Annotated in this window: 10 protein-coding genes; 8 read left to right on the forward strand and 2 right to left on the reverse strand. The window is 46.0% G+C overall.

The annotated features are described in order from the left end of the window. The first annotated feature begins 351 nt into the window (after positions 1 to 351). The 3 genes from MHH86_RS07865 (at position 352) to MHH86_RS07875 (ending at position 5416) form a co-directional block, all read left to right on the forward strand. Complete coding sequence (locus MHH86_RS07865) at positions 352 to 1314, forward strand: alpha/beta fold hydrolase (RefSeq protein ID WP_342479678.1); 963 nt, start codon at positions 352 to 354, stop codon at positions 1312 to 1314. A gap of 47 nt (positions 1315 to 1361) precedes the next feature. Beyond that, positions 1362 to 3434: a methyl-accepting chemotaxis protein gene (locus tag MHH86_RS07870; protein WP_342479679.1), complete on the forward strand. Its 2073-nt coding sequence runs from the start codon at positions 1362 to 1364 to the stop codon at positions 3432 to 3434. Between the two features lie 164 nt (positions 3435 to 3598). Continuing rightward, complete coding sequence (locus tag MHH86_RS07875) at positions 3599 to 5416, forward strand: penicillin-binding protein 2 (protein WP_076272359.1); 1818 nt, start codon at positions 3599 to 3601, stop codon at positions 5414 to 5416. Here MHH86_RS07875 and MHH86_RS07880 read toward each other — a convergent pair. Beyond that, a complete protein-coding gene (locus tag MHH86_RS07880; protein ID WP_038569524.1) occupies positions 5374 to 6567 on the reverse strand; it encodes an AI-2E family transporter in 1194 nt (397 codons plus the stop codon). The genes MHH86_RS07875 and MHH86_RS07880 overlap by 43 nt on opposite strands. Before the next feature lie 208 nt (positions 6568 to 6775). On the opposite strand from MHH86_RS07880, the gene MHH86_RS07885 reads away from it, so the two are divergent. Then, positions 6776 to 8176, forward strand: coding sequence for a polysaccharide deacetylase family protein (locus MHH86_RS07885; protein ID WP_036680965.1), 1401 nt, complete (start codon positions 6776 to 6778; stop codon positions 8174 to 8176). A 177-nt stretch (positions 8177 to 8353) separates the two neighbouring features. Here MHH86_RS07885 and ilvD read toward each other — a convergent pair whose 3' ends face one another. Then, on the reverse strand, positions 8354 to 10039 hold the full coding sequence (ilvD, locus tag MHH86_RS07890) for a dihydroxy-acid dehydratase (RefSeq protein WP_036680967.1): 1686 nt from the start codon (positions 10037 to 10039) through the stop codon (positions 8354 to 8356). A gap of 494 nt (positions 10040 to 10533) precedes the next feature. On the opposite strand from ilvD, the gene MHH86_RS07895 reads away from it, so the two are divergent. The 4 genes from MHH86_RS07895 to MHH86_RS07910 all read left to right on the forward strand — a co-directional run bounded on the left by MHH86_RS07895 (position 10534) and on the right by MHH86_RS07910 (position 14621). After that, complete coding sequence (locus MHH86_RS07895; protein WP_342479680.1) at positions 10534 to 11487, forward strand: glycoside hydrolase family 43 protein; 954 nt, start codon at positions 10534 to 10536, stop codon at positions 11485 to 11487. Positions 11488 to 11892: 405 nt separating this feature from the next. Then, entirely contained in the window at positions 11893 to 13137 is a 1245-nt protein-coding gene (locus MHH86_RS07900; protein ID WP_342479681.1) for an extracellular solute-binding protein, read from the forward strand. 33 nt (positions 13138 to 13170) lie between these two features. Continuing rightward, positions 13171 to 13638 (forward strand): hypothetical protein, encoded by a 468-nt coding sequence (locus MHH86_RS07905; protein ID WP_342479682.1) that lies wholly within the window; start codon positions 13171 to 13173, stop codon positions 13636 to 13638. 11 nt (positions 13639 to 13649) lie between these two features. Beyond that, complete coding sequence (locus MHH86_RS07910) at positions 13650 to 14621, forward strand: ABC transporter permease subunit (protein ID WP_036680973.1); 972 nt, start codon at positions 13650 to 13652, stop codon at positions 14619 to 14621. Positions 14622 to 14625 lie beyond the last annotated feature (4 nt).

Consider the following 14625-nt stretch of genomic DNA (forward strand, 5'->3'; position numbering starts at 1 on the left):
CCCTGTCCCTTTGAAAACCATTCATATCCATTGTCCCAATGGATATCCTACAACCCTTAAAGATAATTACACAAACTTCTTGACGTTACCAACTAAGAGGAAAATACACATATTCAGCTGAAATATAGCTGCACAAAGTGCAACTATCCAGCCTCAGAGCTGCAATTAAACTACTCAGTCGCAGGAAACGCAACTATCCCGTCCCACTATCCCATCGCAAATATCCATACACCAACGGAAAACCCATATTGGGTTTTCCGTTTCTATCTAGCATAGTAACTCCAATGATGCTTCGCGGTTACGAACAGCAAGTGAACAATATCGTTACATAACTTAAGGAGGATCATTATTTTGGGAAGCGACATGAATTTGTCACAGTTAAGGGAATATAACGGAAGTAGTCCAAAGCCGGGTGATTTCGAGCAGTTTTGGAAGCGGGCATTACGTGATCTGGATGCACAGCCGCTGGATTATGAGCTGGAGCCGGCGGAGTTTGTCAGTGAACTTGCGGAATGTTTTCATTTGTATTTTACCGGTGTTGGCGGTGCAAGAATCCATTGCAAATATGTAAGACCGAAGAAAAACGTACATAAAAAAGGCCCCGGTGTAGTGATGTTCCATGGGTACTCCTGTGACAGCGGGGATTGGATGGAGAAGGTGGCTTATGCTGCCCACGGGATTAGCGTCCTGGCGATGGATTGTCGCGGACAGGGCGGCCTCTCCGAAGATAATCTTACCGTAAAGGGCACCACGATACGTGGACATATCATTCGAGGGATGGATGATCCTAATCCAGATAACCTTTATTATCGCAATGTGTTTTTGGATACGGCACAGACTGCCCGAGTTCTGATGTCTATGGATGAAGTTGATCCTGAGCGTGTAGGTGCCTTTGGACTATCTCAAGGTGGAGCACTTACTGTCGCTTGTGCAGCATTAGAGCCTCGCTTAAAAATAGCCTTGCCTGTGTATCCCTTCCTTTCAGATTATAAACGTGCTTGGGAACTGGATATTACCACCTCAGCTTATGAGGAGATCAACTATTATTTCCGGTTTTTTGATCCCCATCATTTGCGTGAGGATGAGATTTTTAATAGGCTCGGCTATATCGATATTCAGAATCTTGCGGAAAGAATTCAGGCTAAAGTACTGTGGGTTACCGGGTTATCCGATACGATTTGTCCACCTTCAACTCAATTTGCCGCATACAATAAAATACTAGCGTCCAAAGAGCTTATGGTTTATTATGAGTACGGTCATGAGTATTTACCATATCTTGCCGATCGGGCGTTGGAATTGTTCATGACCTTGTAAGAGATAAGCCAGCAGGCATAACTGAAGACAACGGTGGTGAACAATTGATGAAGTCGCAAGCAAAAAAAGAAAAGGCGCATTTCCAGCTGCACCCTGCCAAATCGATTGGGGTGCGGCTTTTTCTCATCTTCTTCATCTCAACAATGGTGCTCGTTCTCTCACTTGGCTACATTTCCTATTCCGTAGCTGAGCAAACGATCGAGAATAACGCGCTGTCAGCCAATCAACAGACAGTCGTCCAAGCTGCAGAGAAGTTTGATGTTGAATTATTGCGTTATGAGGACGGCCTAGGAAGAATTCTTTACAACAATGAGATTCAGGATGCACTCAAACAAGGGAATAATCCCACTACAAGTAATGAGGAACGTAATTTGCAGTCTAACCAGATTAGCGCCGAGCTGAATGCCTGGCTGACCGCATCAAAGGGGGTAGAAGCTGTATACCTCATCCCGATGAATCAGGAAGTCCCCACTTCTTCAGCGGGATCAAAAGACAGCGCTTTTATCAAGGAATTCAGAGAATCATCATGGTTCAAGCAGCTTGAAGAGGAACCACAAACACTGTGGATTCCCCGGACAGTACAAGAACAAGAAGGAAATACTTCGGGTATGTTTCATTTGGCACAATCGATAGCTGGGGATACACAAAGCCCGGGATACATAATTATCTGTGATATTAGAATTAGTGAATTAGAAAATCAGCTTCGTAAAGTTGATCTCGGACCCAGCTCTTACATGCAATTGCTGACGGATAAGGATGAATTGATCGCATCGTCCCAGCAAGTAGGAACAGATACTTATCTCAGTCTGGGAGGGACCCTTCTTCATGGTTTGGAGCATGAGGCGGGGTCATTGCCAACGAAGGATGAGAAAGGGAAATCCATACTAGCTGTGTATGGGACGATGGAAAGCTCCAGCTGGAGATTGCTTGGTGTTGTTCCGGCTGAGAATCTTACGAAAGACGCACTTCGTATTCTAAAAACTACATATATTATTGTTGCGGTGGCTGCTATTGTCGCCATTCTAATTGGTTACTGGATGTACAGAATGGTATCCAAGCCCTTGACCCGGCTTAAAGATTTAATGTCTAAGGGGGCAGATGGGAATCTTGGAGTACGCACAGAGATTACCTCACGAGATGAAATAGGTCAGTTATCGGGTTCCTTTAATAGGATGATGGAACGGATCACAGAACTGGTTATCCATACTAATGAAACGGCTCGAAAGGTAATGGAAACGGCCAATGAACTTAGTGGGGTATCGCGTAAGACAGCGATGGCCGCCAAAGAGATTGCCGCTGCAACAGAAGAAATTGCCGGAGGTTCAGGCAGCCTGGCTTTGGAGGCGGACCAGGGCAACGAGCTTACGGGGCAAATTTCGGTGCAAATGAACAAAGTGAACTCAGCTACGCATGAGATGGATCATACCGCACATAGTATCGGCGTGCTTAGTGAAGAAGGTTTTAATGAGTTAAAAGAGCTGCTTGGCAAAACCAATAAGACGGGCGATATGACGAATAAGCTCGTGTTGAAAGTGAATGAGCTGCAAGACACCACATCATCAGTGATGAAGGTGCTTGATGTTATGCAGAATATTACACAGCAGACGAATATTTTGTCTCTAAATGCAACGATAGAAGCGGCAAGGGCAGGGGAGTCCGGCCGGGGATTTATGGTAGTGGCCGATGAAATACGCCAGCTTGCAGATCAGTCCAAAGATTCCATTGCTGTGGTGGCTAATATAACAGACACCATTATGAAGGATATGAACGAGACCGTAGGTGTTCTCTCGGAAGTAGCCCCTCTTTTTAATCAGCAGGTGACTTCAGTGGAGAGCACTAGCGATATCTTCGTATCTGTACAGGATCAGATGCGTCATTTTATTACACGCTTGGAATCTGTTGCTTTATCGATGGATAGCTTGAGCCAATCCCAACAGGTGCTGTCAAATTCCATGGGCAATATCAGCTCCATTGCAGAGGAATCATCAGCAGCTTCGCAAGAAGTGGCTTCGCTTAGCGGGGAGCAACAAAGTGTGAGTGATCATTTAGTGGAGCTGTCTGAGCAGCTTGAGCATGCGTCCCGGCAGTTGCAAGAAAAACTGTCCAAGTTTAATTTGTAACCTTGCATAACCTCAGTAATTATTTTCAATACAAAGACCAGTCTCCAATTATTTGGGACTGGTCTTTGTGCTATTCAAAAGGTTATAAAATAGCTAACTAAGCATGAGTGTAAATAATCCAGCGGGTGGGACATAATAAAGGCTATGAACGTCAGTCAGGAGGAATGGGATTGCACAATAATGTCCACAGACGCATACTCGGCGGACTGATTATTTTATGTTCAGTGGTAGCCGTGTTGGTCCTTAGGCTGGCGTGGATTCAACTGTTTATGAAGGAACAGACGGTCCCTGGAACGAAATATACACTTGCAAAGATGGCGGAAATTCAAAGCGAACGGGAGACTGTATTGGATACTGGGCGGGGGCGCCTGTATGACCGAAAGAGTGAACCCCTTGCCGGGGAAACCATTTGGACGGCTGCTTTTTTTCCTCAAGAGGCGAAGGCTAGGAATACCGTGACGAAGGTTGTATACGAAGAAGCTGAGTCCATGCACCGATTGGCAGCTATCCTTGGAGTGAGTTATGAGCAATTGCTAAACAAGCGCTCTTCCCTTAAAGAACCTCTGCTTTGGCCATCCTCAGTGGGAAAAGGACCGCTCGCACTTACATCCGCACAAGCAAAAGAAGTGAGTGCGCTGGGGATCGACGGAGTAGGCGTGCTTCCCTTTGCTCGCAGATATGATGGAAATTCAACTGGACGGCAGTGGCTTGGATATTTATCGGAAGCGGTCCCAAACACTGATGGGAAGGCATCGCCATCGGGGCTGAGAATTCCGATGACAGGAACGGACGGGTTAGAAAAGACCCTGGAGCCGTTGCTTCGAGGCGTCGGGCATACTGAGGCATACGCTCAGGTTGATGCGCGCGGGCAACGTGTCCCGGGCAGTCCCATTCAAGTGCGGGCCCCGGGCAATCCGTATTATCCGCTGTCTTTATATACAACGATTGATAAAAAGCTTCAGGAACAAATAGAGGAGTTAGCTGTCAAAGCTGGAATGGAGGAAGGAGCCGTGGTGGTGTTAGACACCGGAACGGGAGATATTGAAGCCATGGTATCTTTACCTTTTTACGACCCAGAGAAGATATCCCCTGAAGGGGGAGAGTGGAATAACCGGGCGCTGCAGGCTGCTGTACCTGGATCAATCTTCAAAATCGTCACAGCAGCAGCGGCACTAGAAGCCGGGGTCACCTCAGCGGATGAGCTCTTCTATTGTTCAGGGCAATATGAGAAATATGGATTATCTTGTCTAAAAGGAAAAGGACACGGCGCCCTCACGCTGGCGCAAGGGTTCGCCGTGTCCTGTAATACAGTATTTGCTGCGCTGGCAGAGCGCTTAAGTGGGGCGCAGCTTCAAGCGACAGCACTCGCGCTGGGGCTCGGAAGAGATATTAGCTGGCAAGCGGAGAATACGCTTGGTTTTCCAGTTCTTAAGCCACTATCCGGTGAGCAGAAGGGGACGATCTTCACTTCTTTGCTGCCGGATGATCCAGGCGCCAGAGTGCAGACGGCCATTGGGCAGCGAGATGTGCAAGTGACACCACTTCAGGCAGCCAACCTAGTAGTGACGTTACTGCATGGAGGGGAAGTGAGAGCGCCAAGAATTCTCCAGCGTGTGACCTTTGCAAATGGTCAAAAGCTAGAGGATCTGCCGGGTCATCTTTCCCCTTCAACTGCAGGAAGGATCTCAGAATCTACAGCCCGCCAGCTGCTGTCCTGGATGCGTAAAGTTGTTACGGATGGAACCGGCACAAGTCTGCAGAGTACGAAATGGCCGGTTGCCGGGAAATCAGGTACGGCACAAACCCTTGTTAAGGGTGTGCCGCGTAACAATCAATGGTTTATCGGCTATGGGCCGGTGGATCATCCCAGATATGCTGTGTCGGTAGCGGTTGAGAACGTTGCTCCGGACAGTTCACATCTAGCGGTTAAGCTGTTTGGTCAAGTGTTGGATTTACTATCATCGGTTCCCTCTGGAGCTTGAGGTTCAGGTGGTGGCGCAGAGCTGGTATGATTGGAAGCTGGACCGTTAGCTGCAAAGGGCGAAACGATAAATTCCTCTTGCGGAAGATAGATCCAGCTCTGAAGATACCCTTGTTGAATCAGTTCTTTTATCAGAATAAGCAGAATCGGCGAAAGGATCAGACCAGCCATACCGAAAGCAGAAGTGGACAGAATGACGAACGACAGCATAAGGAAGGCTGAGGATACGCCAATCGAATTCCCGGTAATCTTCGGCTCAAGCAATTGCCTAACAATTAGTACAATGGCAAGGAGGATAATTAATCCAATAGCCAGTGAAGTATTGCCCACGATGAACAAATAGATGATCCAAGGGACTAAAATTGTCGTCACGCCAAGAAGCGGCAAAACATCAAATACAGCGCAGACTAACGCCATTGTGATTTCGTTGCCGGTTCGCAGAATAAATAAGCCGACCAGAACTATGGCAAAAGTAATGCTGATCAGAATAAGTTGTGCTTTTAAATAGGACCCGATGGCTTTAAAAACATTGCCTTGTAAAAAGGCAAAGGCGTTCTTAAAAGTTTTTGGCATTTTGTCATGCGCGATTTTACGCCAATCTTTGATCTCCATGCTAAGGAAAAATGCCAAAATGATGGCTATCCCGAAATTGGCCATGAAGGTGGAGAAGGAGCCAAGAATACCGGCCATATATTTTAGAAAAGTAATCAGCCATCCTGTTAGAACATCCGTGGCATCTTTAAAGTAGCCGTTGACCTTGTTCGTAATATCGGGTGGCAAGTTATCTATTTTTTGCTGCAGGTAGGTCGTGGTCTCCACAAAATGCTGCTGCACCACATATGTATATTTAGGGAGGTTCTCTTGGAAGTGAAGGGCCTGGATCGTAATCAGTAGACCGGCACCAAATAATGTACCTAACAGCACAATCAGAAAGAGCAACACTGAAATAGCGGAGGCGAAAGGTTTACCAAGACCACGGCGGTTCAAGAAGCGGGCCAAGGGTTCGATAAGCAAAAATACAAAAAAAGACAGGAATACAGGTGCAGCTAACTGGTACAGTTTACTAAAGGAGAACATAATTAAATAAACCGTGAGGACAATTAATCCGATGTCAAAAAATGTGCGCCAATATTTTTTGTATAACGGCAGCATAGATATAAACAACTCCCTTTTTTTATAAGTGGATATGCCAGGTTGATTACATTGTACATGATTTTACTTTAAAAGCGTCTATTTCTTTGATACATGTGTTAAAATAGGGGGTAACGTTTTTTTATTCTACTTCACTTGGCCGTTTCACAGGTTCTGCTTGCAGACATTAGGCGAGCCAAAGTCAACTCTGGAAAAGCGGGGAATTAATATGCAGACTTTGCTGCTCTGGTTATTTTACATCTCATCATTTTATGCTTTTATCCCTGGTATGATCAGCCGGATTTTTGGTTACCGTGTCTTTCGTAAAGGAACTGGGCGAAATGAATTCGCTCTGACCTTCGATGATGGACCTGATCCTCGATTTACACCATTACTGCTGGAATTACTGAAGAGGTATGATGCAAAAGCGACCTTTTTTGTAGTAGGCTCTAATGCTGAACGTTATCCTGATCTTATTCAGCGTATCCATGATGAGGGACATCTCATCGGGATTCATAATTATGTTCACAAGACGAACTGGCTCATGCGGCCAGCAACCGTCCGCCGGCAGATTCAACGTACGAATGATATTATTTATAATATTATTGGCGAACGCAGTACGTATTACCGTCCACCTTGGGGCATTGTCAATTTATTTGATATTTCCAAACGACGCCAAGTTGAAATTGTGCTTTGGTCGGCAATGTTTGGCGATTGGCGTGAGAAGCTCGGCGCCGAAAAACTTACTGAGAAGATGCTGGCCCGTCTAAATCCCGGGGAAGTGATGTTGTTGCATGATAGCGGCACAACGCTGGGTGCAGATGCGGATGCTCCAGGGAATATGCTTGTGGCTCTTGAGCAGACACTGGAGGAAGCCCGTAAACGGGGACTCCGCAGCATTCGGATTGACGAAATGATTAAGATGGCTGAGACTTCACCTATCCGGCGCTTATCTTTTGGTAAACGGGTGCTTGTAGGACTTTGGTTAGCTTGGGAACAGGTATTTCAAGCTCTTTTTCATCTCCAAACGATTACTCCGTCAGATCCTTTCCTGCATTATCGGATGCGGAAATATCAGGGCGAACCGGTTGAACTCGAGGGTGGAGAACTGCTGCGTAAAGGCGACAAAGTCATTGAGCTGCACATCGATAATAAACAGTTGTTCGAATTAGGAATTCATTCACGTTCTTCCGCTCAACTAGCGATTCGAATGATCCGCAGAATGGAAAAGGATCTGCCCATTCTTGCTGAGATCATTGCCAAGGATGTGGATCTTGCAGAAGCCAAAGCGCTTTACGGAGTCAGCATGATTAACCGGGGACCGGAGAAATTCGGCTTTACCGTACGTGATTTGCCGGATGGCTTATTCGCACGTTCCTCCAAATTTTACTTAAGGATCCTGTTAAGTGTGATTCATCCAGCAGGTGGGGCAAGGCTTAAAGAACGGAGCGAGGTCCTTGTGCCGAAGCTTATCCTGATGCCTGTCTCAGAGCTGCTCAAAAAGATGAATCAACAGCTGCCTCATCATCCGAAAACTGCAAAAAAACGCAAATCGCAACAGGAAGAATCGTTGTCACTTAATGATTCGGTTGCGGAAGTAGAAATGCCAGGTGCGACAGTAACAAATTGATTCATGATCTTATTGATAAATATTATACAGTGGACGTGTAAAGAGATGTTCTACAATCCAACGTTGGGTTGTGGAACATTTTTTTGTTGGGATAATTAAAAAAAGAGCAGCCCGCCAGTAAAAATACTAAGGTGGGACTGCTCTTGCTTGTTTTAATATTCTTTTCTGCTAAAGGGATTAGATCTTCAGCACAGCGCCGTTACTTGCGTTGGTAACCATTTTGGAGTAACGAGCCAGGTAACCAGTTTTAACTTTAGGTTCGAATTCTTTCCAACCTGTACGACGAACTGCTAATACTTCTTCTTCAACCAGCAATTCAATCTTCCGGTTGTTGAGATCCAGTTCAATGATGTCTCCATCCTCAACAAAAGCGATCGGACCGCCTTCAGCTGCTTCTGGAGAGATATGACCGATACTGATTCCGCGGGAAGCCCCCGAGAAACGACCGTCTGTAATCAGACCGACCTTAGCACCCAGCCCCATACCCACGATTTGTGAAGTAGGCGCCAGCATTTCCGGCATTCCAGGTCCGCCCTTAGGACCTTCATAGCGGATAACGACTACATGGCCTTCTTTAACTTTACCGTTGGCGATACCTTCCAGTGCAGCTTCTTGGGAATCAAAGCAGATCGCAGGACCTTTATGATATCCGCCTACTGAAGCATCAACTGCACCAACCTTGATGATAGAACCCTCAGGAGCCAAGTTTCCGTAAAGTACGGCCAGACCGCCTCTTTCGGAGTAAGGGTTGTCGATAGTATGAATTACGGAAGTATCTTGGATCTCGTGTCCGATTACGTTCTCGGCTAATGTTTTGCCGGTAACGGTCATACATTCCCCGAACAGAGCACCTGGTTTCTTCAGCAGTTCATTCAATACAGCACTAACGCCGCCCGCACGGTCCACATCTTCGATAAAGATATCAGAAGCTGGAGCCAGCTTAGCCAGATATGGAACACGGTTTGCAACTTCGTTAATGCGTTCAAGCGGATAATCGATACCTGCTTCTTGAGCTAATGCAAGGGTGTGCAGCACTGTGTTAGTAGAACCACCCATTGCCATATCCAGTGCAAATGCGTTATCAAGGGATTCTTTAGTTACGATATCTCTTGGTTTAAGATCCAGCTTAATCAATTCCATCAGTTGTGTTGCGGATCTGCGAACAAATTCTCTACGCTCATCAGCAACAGCCAAAATTGTACCGTTACCTGGCAATGCCAGTCCAAGTGCTTCTGCAAGGCAGTTCATGGAGTTGGCAGTGAACATTCCGGAACAAGATCCACAGGTTGGACAACCGAATTGTTCTAATTCAAGCAACTCTGCATCGTTGATTTTGCCGACTTGGTGAGCACCAACGCCTTCAAATACCGAGGTCAGAGAGAGCTTGTTACCTTTACTATCTACGCCGGCTTTCATTGGGCCGCCGCTTACGAACATGGTTGGGATGTTAACACGCAGTGCGCCCATCATCATGCCCGGTGTAATTTTATCACAGTTAGGGATGCAGACCATGCCATCGAACCAATGCGCGGAAACTACGGTTTCCAAGGCGTCAGCGATGATCTCGCGGCTTGGCAGTGAATAACGCATGCCGATATGTCCCATAGCAATTCCGTCATCTACGCCGATCGTATTGAATTCAAAAGGAACGCCACCAGCTTCGCGAATCGCTTCCTTAACGATTTTACCGAACTCTTGCAAATGCACATGCCCTGGAACAATATCAATATAGGAATTGCAGACCGCAATAAACGGCTTTCCGAAATCTTCTTCTTTTACTCCGGCTGCTCTCAGGAGACTACGGTGTGGAGCACGGTCAAAGCCTTTTTTAATCATGTCTGAACGCATTTTCTTGGCTGCCATAATGACATTCCCCCCTAAATGAATTTCAATCAAATATAGTGTCGCATTAACGCAATGAACTCCAAAGACCTGCGTATATACGGTTTATAGAAAGAACGGGGACCTGCTTCCTCAATAAGAAAAGCGATGCCGTTTCTATAAAAAAAGCCGCTGTTTTGGTATAAACAGTTACCGCCTAAAATGAACGGAGAAGTCATTGTTATTAGTGAGTCTATCACAAAGAGCACGTTTTTTCTACCGGACAATGTGAAGTTTGTCGATTGACGCAAAGCGTGGGAAGTGGAGGAAAAGCTCATTTTCGAAAGGAAAGTGCTTTATTTGGAAAATGGATCAGGGTTCGGATGTATCTATTTACCACTCTAGACAACTTTAGGAGAGCTGAGTATGATGGGAGTTATTATTTTATGGGAGGTGCTGGAAAATCGGGATTTGTGTATTATTATCGCCGCGGTGGATCGTTTTTACGGGGATGAAAAGCTAAGGAGGGAAAGGGAATGTCACAGCGTACAACTTATTTAAATCCAATTGTAGCAAGCTCAGGAGACCCATGGGTATTCAAACATACCGATGGCTATTATTACTTTATGGCCACAAAAGCTAAATGTCTGGAGCTGACGAGATCTAGAACCTTGACCGGCCTTGCGGAGGGCGACAAGAAAGTGATCTGGTCTCCCGAACCGGGGGGCAGCTACAGTTACAATCTGTGGGCGCCGGAAATTCATCATTTGGACAACAAATGGTACATTTACTACACTGCGAATGACGGAGGAGGCGACGATTCACGACGGATTTGCGTGCTGGAGAATGAAGAGGCAAACCCGCTGGAAGGGCAGTGGGTATGGAGAGGTGCTTTGCAGACACCTGTCCCAGGGTTGGATGGAACAGTAATGTCTTTGCGGGATCAGCTGTACTTTCTGTATGCGGGATATGGTCATTTCCCTGATTATGGGTCGGCTATTTACATTATGCGAATGAGTAATCCTTGGACCTTGGAAGGGGAGCATCACCTGCTTACCGCTCCAACTCTGTCATGGGAGAAGCAAGGTGGCATGGCGATTAACGAAGGTCCGGTAATTTTGCGGCGCAACAATCGTATTTTCATGGTTTATTCGGCAAGTACGACTTGGTCTGAGGATTATGCACTAGGGATGCTCACCATGAGCGAAGCGGCAGATCCTTTGCAACCGCTGTCATGGGAAAAATCAATGTCGCCTGTATTTTGCAAAAGTGTAGAGAACGGGATTTTTGCCACGGGGCACAATAGCTTCACACGATCTCCTGATGGCAAGGAAGATTGGATAGTCTATCATGCGCTTCCTTCCGCTGGAGCGGATGTGTCTTTGCGAGCAACCCGTATCCAGAAATTTGGGTGGAAGGTGGATGGGACACCGCATTTTGGGGTTCCTTGTAGGGATACGCTTGCTCAGACCGTACCGTCGGGAGAATAAGAATAAAACAGAAAAACAAGATTGAAAAGGCTATTTATTACAGAAAAACTGTAATGAATGGCCTTTTCATGTAATGCGGATATTTTTATTCGCTGTCGATAATAATTGACGAAAAACGCCTGTGTTATAAGGGGTTTTTCGCCAAAATACAGGATGTTTAGTACGTTTTTTTAATAGGTTTGTAGATGGTGTAGCCATATATTTGTTTGAGGAAAGTTCGTAAGATTACAAAATTATTGTATGAAAGCGTTGACATATGGATTTTGGATGCTTATAATTCGATCTGAGATACAGAAAAACTGTATTAATCAAGGGGAGTTATCTACAGGGCAAAAAGGAGCGTGGTTCCAAGCTTTGGATTTGCTTAAGGCGTTGTGGCAAATATTTTATAGTGGGAGGTTAAGTATGAAGAACAATGCAAAGCGTTTTTTTAGTCTTTTATTTGTGTTAATACTGATCATTTCGACTGTAACAGCATGTAGTGGCAACAGTGCAAACAATGGGGCTGATAACGGTGGCTCCAACAACAAAGAGAACGAGAGCACAGCCAAAGACCCGGTTGAGTTTACAGATATCAGCGCAGACATACGCGGCAATACAGCCCCAACGCAAGAGCAAATCGACGAAGTTAATCATTCCTTGAATGATACATACCTCGGCGACGTTTTCGATGAAGTCATTCCAAATGATTACTCAGCTTATCCTGTTAAAGGTGATGTGGTTCTGGATGTATGGATGCCTGCGAATTCCAATATTCCGGATATGAACAATCATGCTGTCCAGAAGCAGGTGGAGCAATTAACGGGAATCAAAGTAAACTTCATCACGCCGCCAATCGGCCAGGAAGCGGATGCCTTCACGCTGATGATCTCCTCCGGTGAACTGCCTGACATTATCATTGAGCCGGGACGTTATCCGGGAGGTTTTGAAGCGGGCGTAAATGACGGCGCTTATATCGATCTGACAGATCTGATGGAGAAAAATGCTCCGAACTATACGAAGTGGCGCAATTCGGATGAATCAAGAAGAAAAACCACGGTCACGGATGACGGCAAGCTGCTTGGCTTTTATGGCATCGCCCCATATTCAGAGTGGACTTGGTTTGGAACGTTGATTAAGCAAGAGGCGCTGGATAAAACAGGGCTTGAAGTTCCAAATACGATTGATGAATGGCATACCTTCCTGACAAAAGCAAAGGAAGTCGGATACAAAACACCACTTAATTACGGCTCTACTTACGGCCAGATTTTTACCGGCATCATAAATGGCGCATATGGAGTATGGGATTGGACGTTCCTTGATGAGAATGGCAAAGTGGCCTGGGGGCCAGCACAGCCGAAAGCTAAGGAATATTTGACCACCATGCAGCAATGGAACAAAGAAGGATTACTGAACCCGGACTGGGCAACGGCAGACTTTAACCAGAGAATGGCGAGTGCCATTTCGGGAGATACCGCGATGATGATGGACTCTCCGGATACGATGTGGAGTTATTGGAAAGAGCAAAGCGGTATCGACTTTGTGGGGGCACTGAACCCGGTTCTAAACAAAGGAGATAAGTCCGCAACCACGTACAAAAATTTCAAAAGAGCGGGGATCGAAGCTGCGATCACAACGCAAAGCAAAAATGTAGAAGCGGCAATGGCTTGACTTGATTTTAATTACAGTAAAAAGGGCTGGGAATTGATTAACTTTGGTGAATACGGCACGGTCCACCTGATTGATGACACGGGAATGCCTTATTATCCAGAGAACAGTTATATCTTTAAAGACCCTGAAGGTCAGCCCGTATCGACAACCTTATGGAAATACCGGATGCACAACTGGCCGGATATCCGGGATGAGCATCATTCCAACCCGCTGATCGCTGCCAAAGGAAGTTATTCGGGAGACATTCGCAAGAATTGGACTGAAAATATGGACACCAGTATGGCTATGCCACCTATTTCCTTTACCAAGGATGAAGCTTCGCGGGAAGCCGAGCTTGGAAACCAGCTGTCGACACTGCGCGGAGAGTATTTTGCAAAAATCATAATGGGAGACCTGCCGGTAGATGCCTATGATAAATTTTTGAAAGAAGCTCAGAGCATGGGACTGGAAGAGTTTTTGAGTATCCATCAGGCAGCCTTAGATCGATATAACAAACGATAGGTGGTTGTTTTATGGAAATATTACGAAAAAACAGAGCGATAAAGCCCATTCCTCAGGACGCCAAACCTAAAAATACCAAGCTAGTGATTAAGAAGGATTTGAAAAAGAACTGGTTTGTCTATCTGTTGGCCGTCCCTGTTGTAGCATGGTTCCTGATTTTCTGCTACGGGCCGATGTGGGGGGTTATGATCGCCTTCAAGGATTTTAAACCCCTGCTGGGGTTTGGCCAGAGCGAGTGGGTAGGGTTTAAGCACTTTATTGATTTTTTCCAAGGGCCTTATTTCTGGCGGGTCGTTAAAAACACCCTTCTCCTCAATGTTTGGGGGATTGCCTTTGGATTTACAGCCCCGATTATTCTGTCCTTGATGCTGAACGAAATCCGTGGGGTTAAGTTTAAAAAAGTGGTCCAAACGATCACCTATATGCCGCACTTTATTTCCCTGGTGGTGGTATGCGGGATCATTCATATCTTTGCCGCAGATGAAGGGATTATCACGCAAATCCTGCAATTTATTACCGGAAAAGAGTACTCTTCACTGCTCGGCTACTCTTCGTTCTTCCGGCCGATTTATACCTTCTCCGGCATTTGGCAGAGCATCGGCTGGGATAGCATCATCTACCTTGCGGCGATGAGTTCCATCGATACTTCATTATATGAAGCTGCTGAAATTGACGGAGTGGGACGGATTAAAAAAATGTGGCATATTACGCTGCCGCAGATCAGCCCAGTTATCATCATTCTGTTTATTTTTGCCATCGGCGGGTTGATGTCATCCGGGTACGAGAAGATTATCCTGCTGTACAATCCTCTGATCTATGATACGGCGGATGTTATTGCCTCTTATGTTTATCGTCGCGGTTTAAGAGAAGCCAGTCTTAGTTATTCTACGGCTGTGGGCTTGGTCAGCTCAATCGTTAACTTCGGGCTGCTCTGGATGACAAATACAATAGCCAAACGCAGGTCCGAGGTCAGCTTATGGTAAGAAA

This window comes from Paenibacillus sp. FSL F4-0097, assembly GCF_038593125.1.
In the GTDB taxonomy this organism is placed as follows: domain Bacteria; phylum Bacillota; class Bacilli; order Paenibacillales; family Paenibacillaceae; genus Paenibacillus_AQ; species Paenibacillus_AQ odorifer.

Excerpts from the sequence above, each read along its gene's own strand:
- MHH86_RS07885 (WP_036680965.1), top strand. The coding sequence starts at position 6,776 with ATGCAGACTTTGCTGCTCTGGTTATTTTACATCTCATCATTTTATGCT.
- MHH86_RS07900 (WP_342479681.1), top strand. The coding sequence starts at position 11,893 with ATGAAGAACAATGCAAAGCGTTTTTTTAGTCTTTTATTTGTGTTAATA.
- MHH86_RS07875 (WP_076272359.1), top strand. The coding sequence starts at position 3,599 with ATGGGATTGCACAATAATGTCCACAGACGCATACTCGGCGGACTGATT.
- MHH86_RS07870 (WP_342479679.1), top strand. The coding sequence starts at position 1,362 with ATGAAGTCGCAAGCAAAAAAAGAAAAGGCGCATTTCCAGCTGCACCCT.
- MHH86_RS07910 (WP_036680973.1), top strand. The coding sequence starts at position 13,650 with ATGGAAATATTACGAAAAAACAGAGCGATAAAGCCCATTCCTCAGGAC.
- MHH86_RS07880 (WP_038569524.1), bottom strand. The coding sequence starts at position 6,567 with ATGCTGCCGTTATACAAAAAATATTGGCGCACATTTTTTGACATCGGA.
- ilvD (WP_036680967.1), bottom strand. The coding sequence starts at position 10,039 with ATGGCAGCCAAGAAAATGCGTTCAGACATGATTAAAAAAGGCTTTGAC.
- MHH86_RS07895 (WP_342479680.1), top strand. The coding sequence starts at position 10,534 with ATGTCACAGCGTACAACTTATTTAAATCCAATTGTAGCAAGCTCAGGA.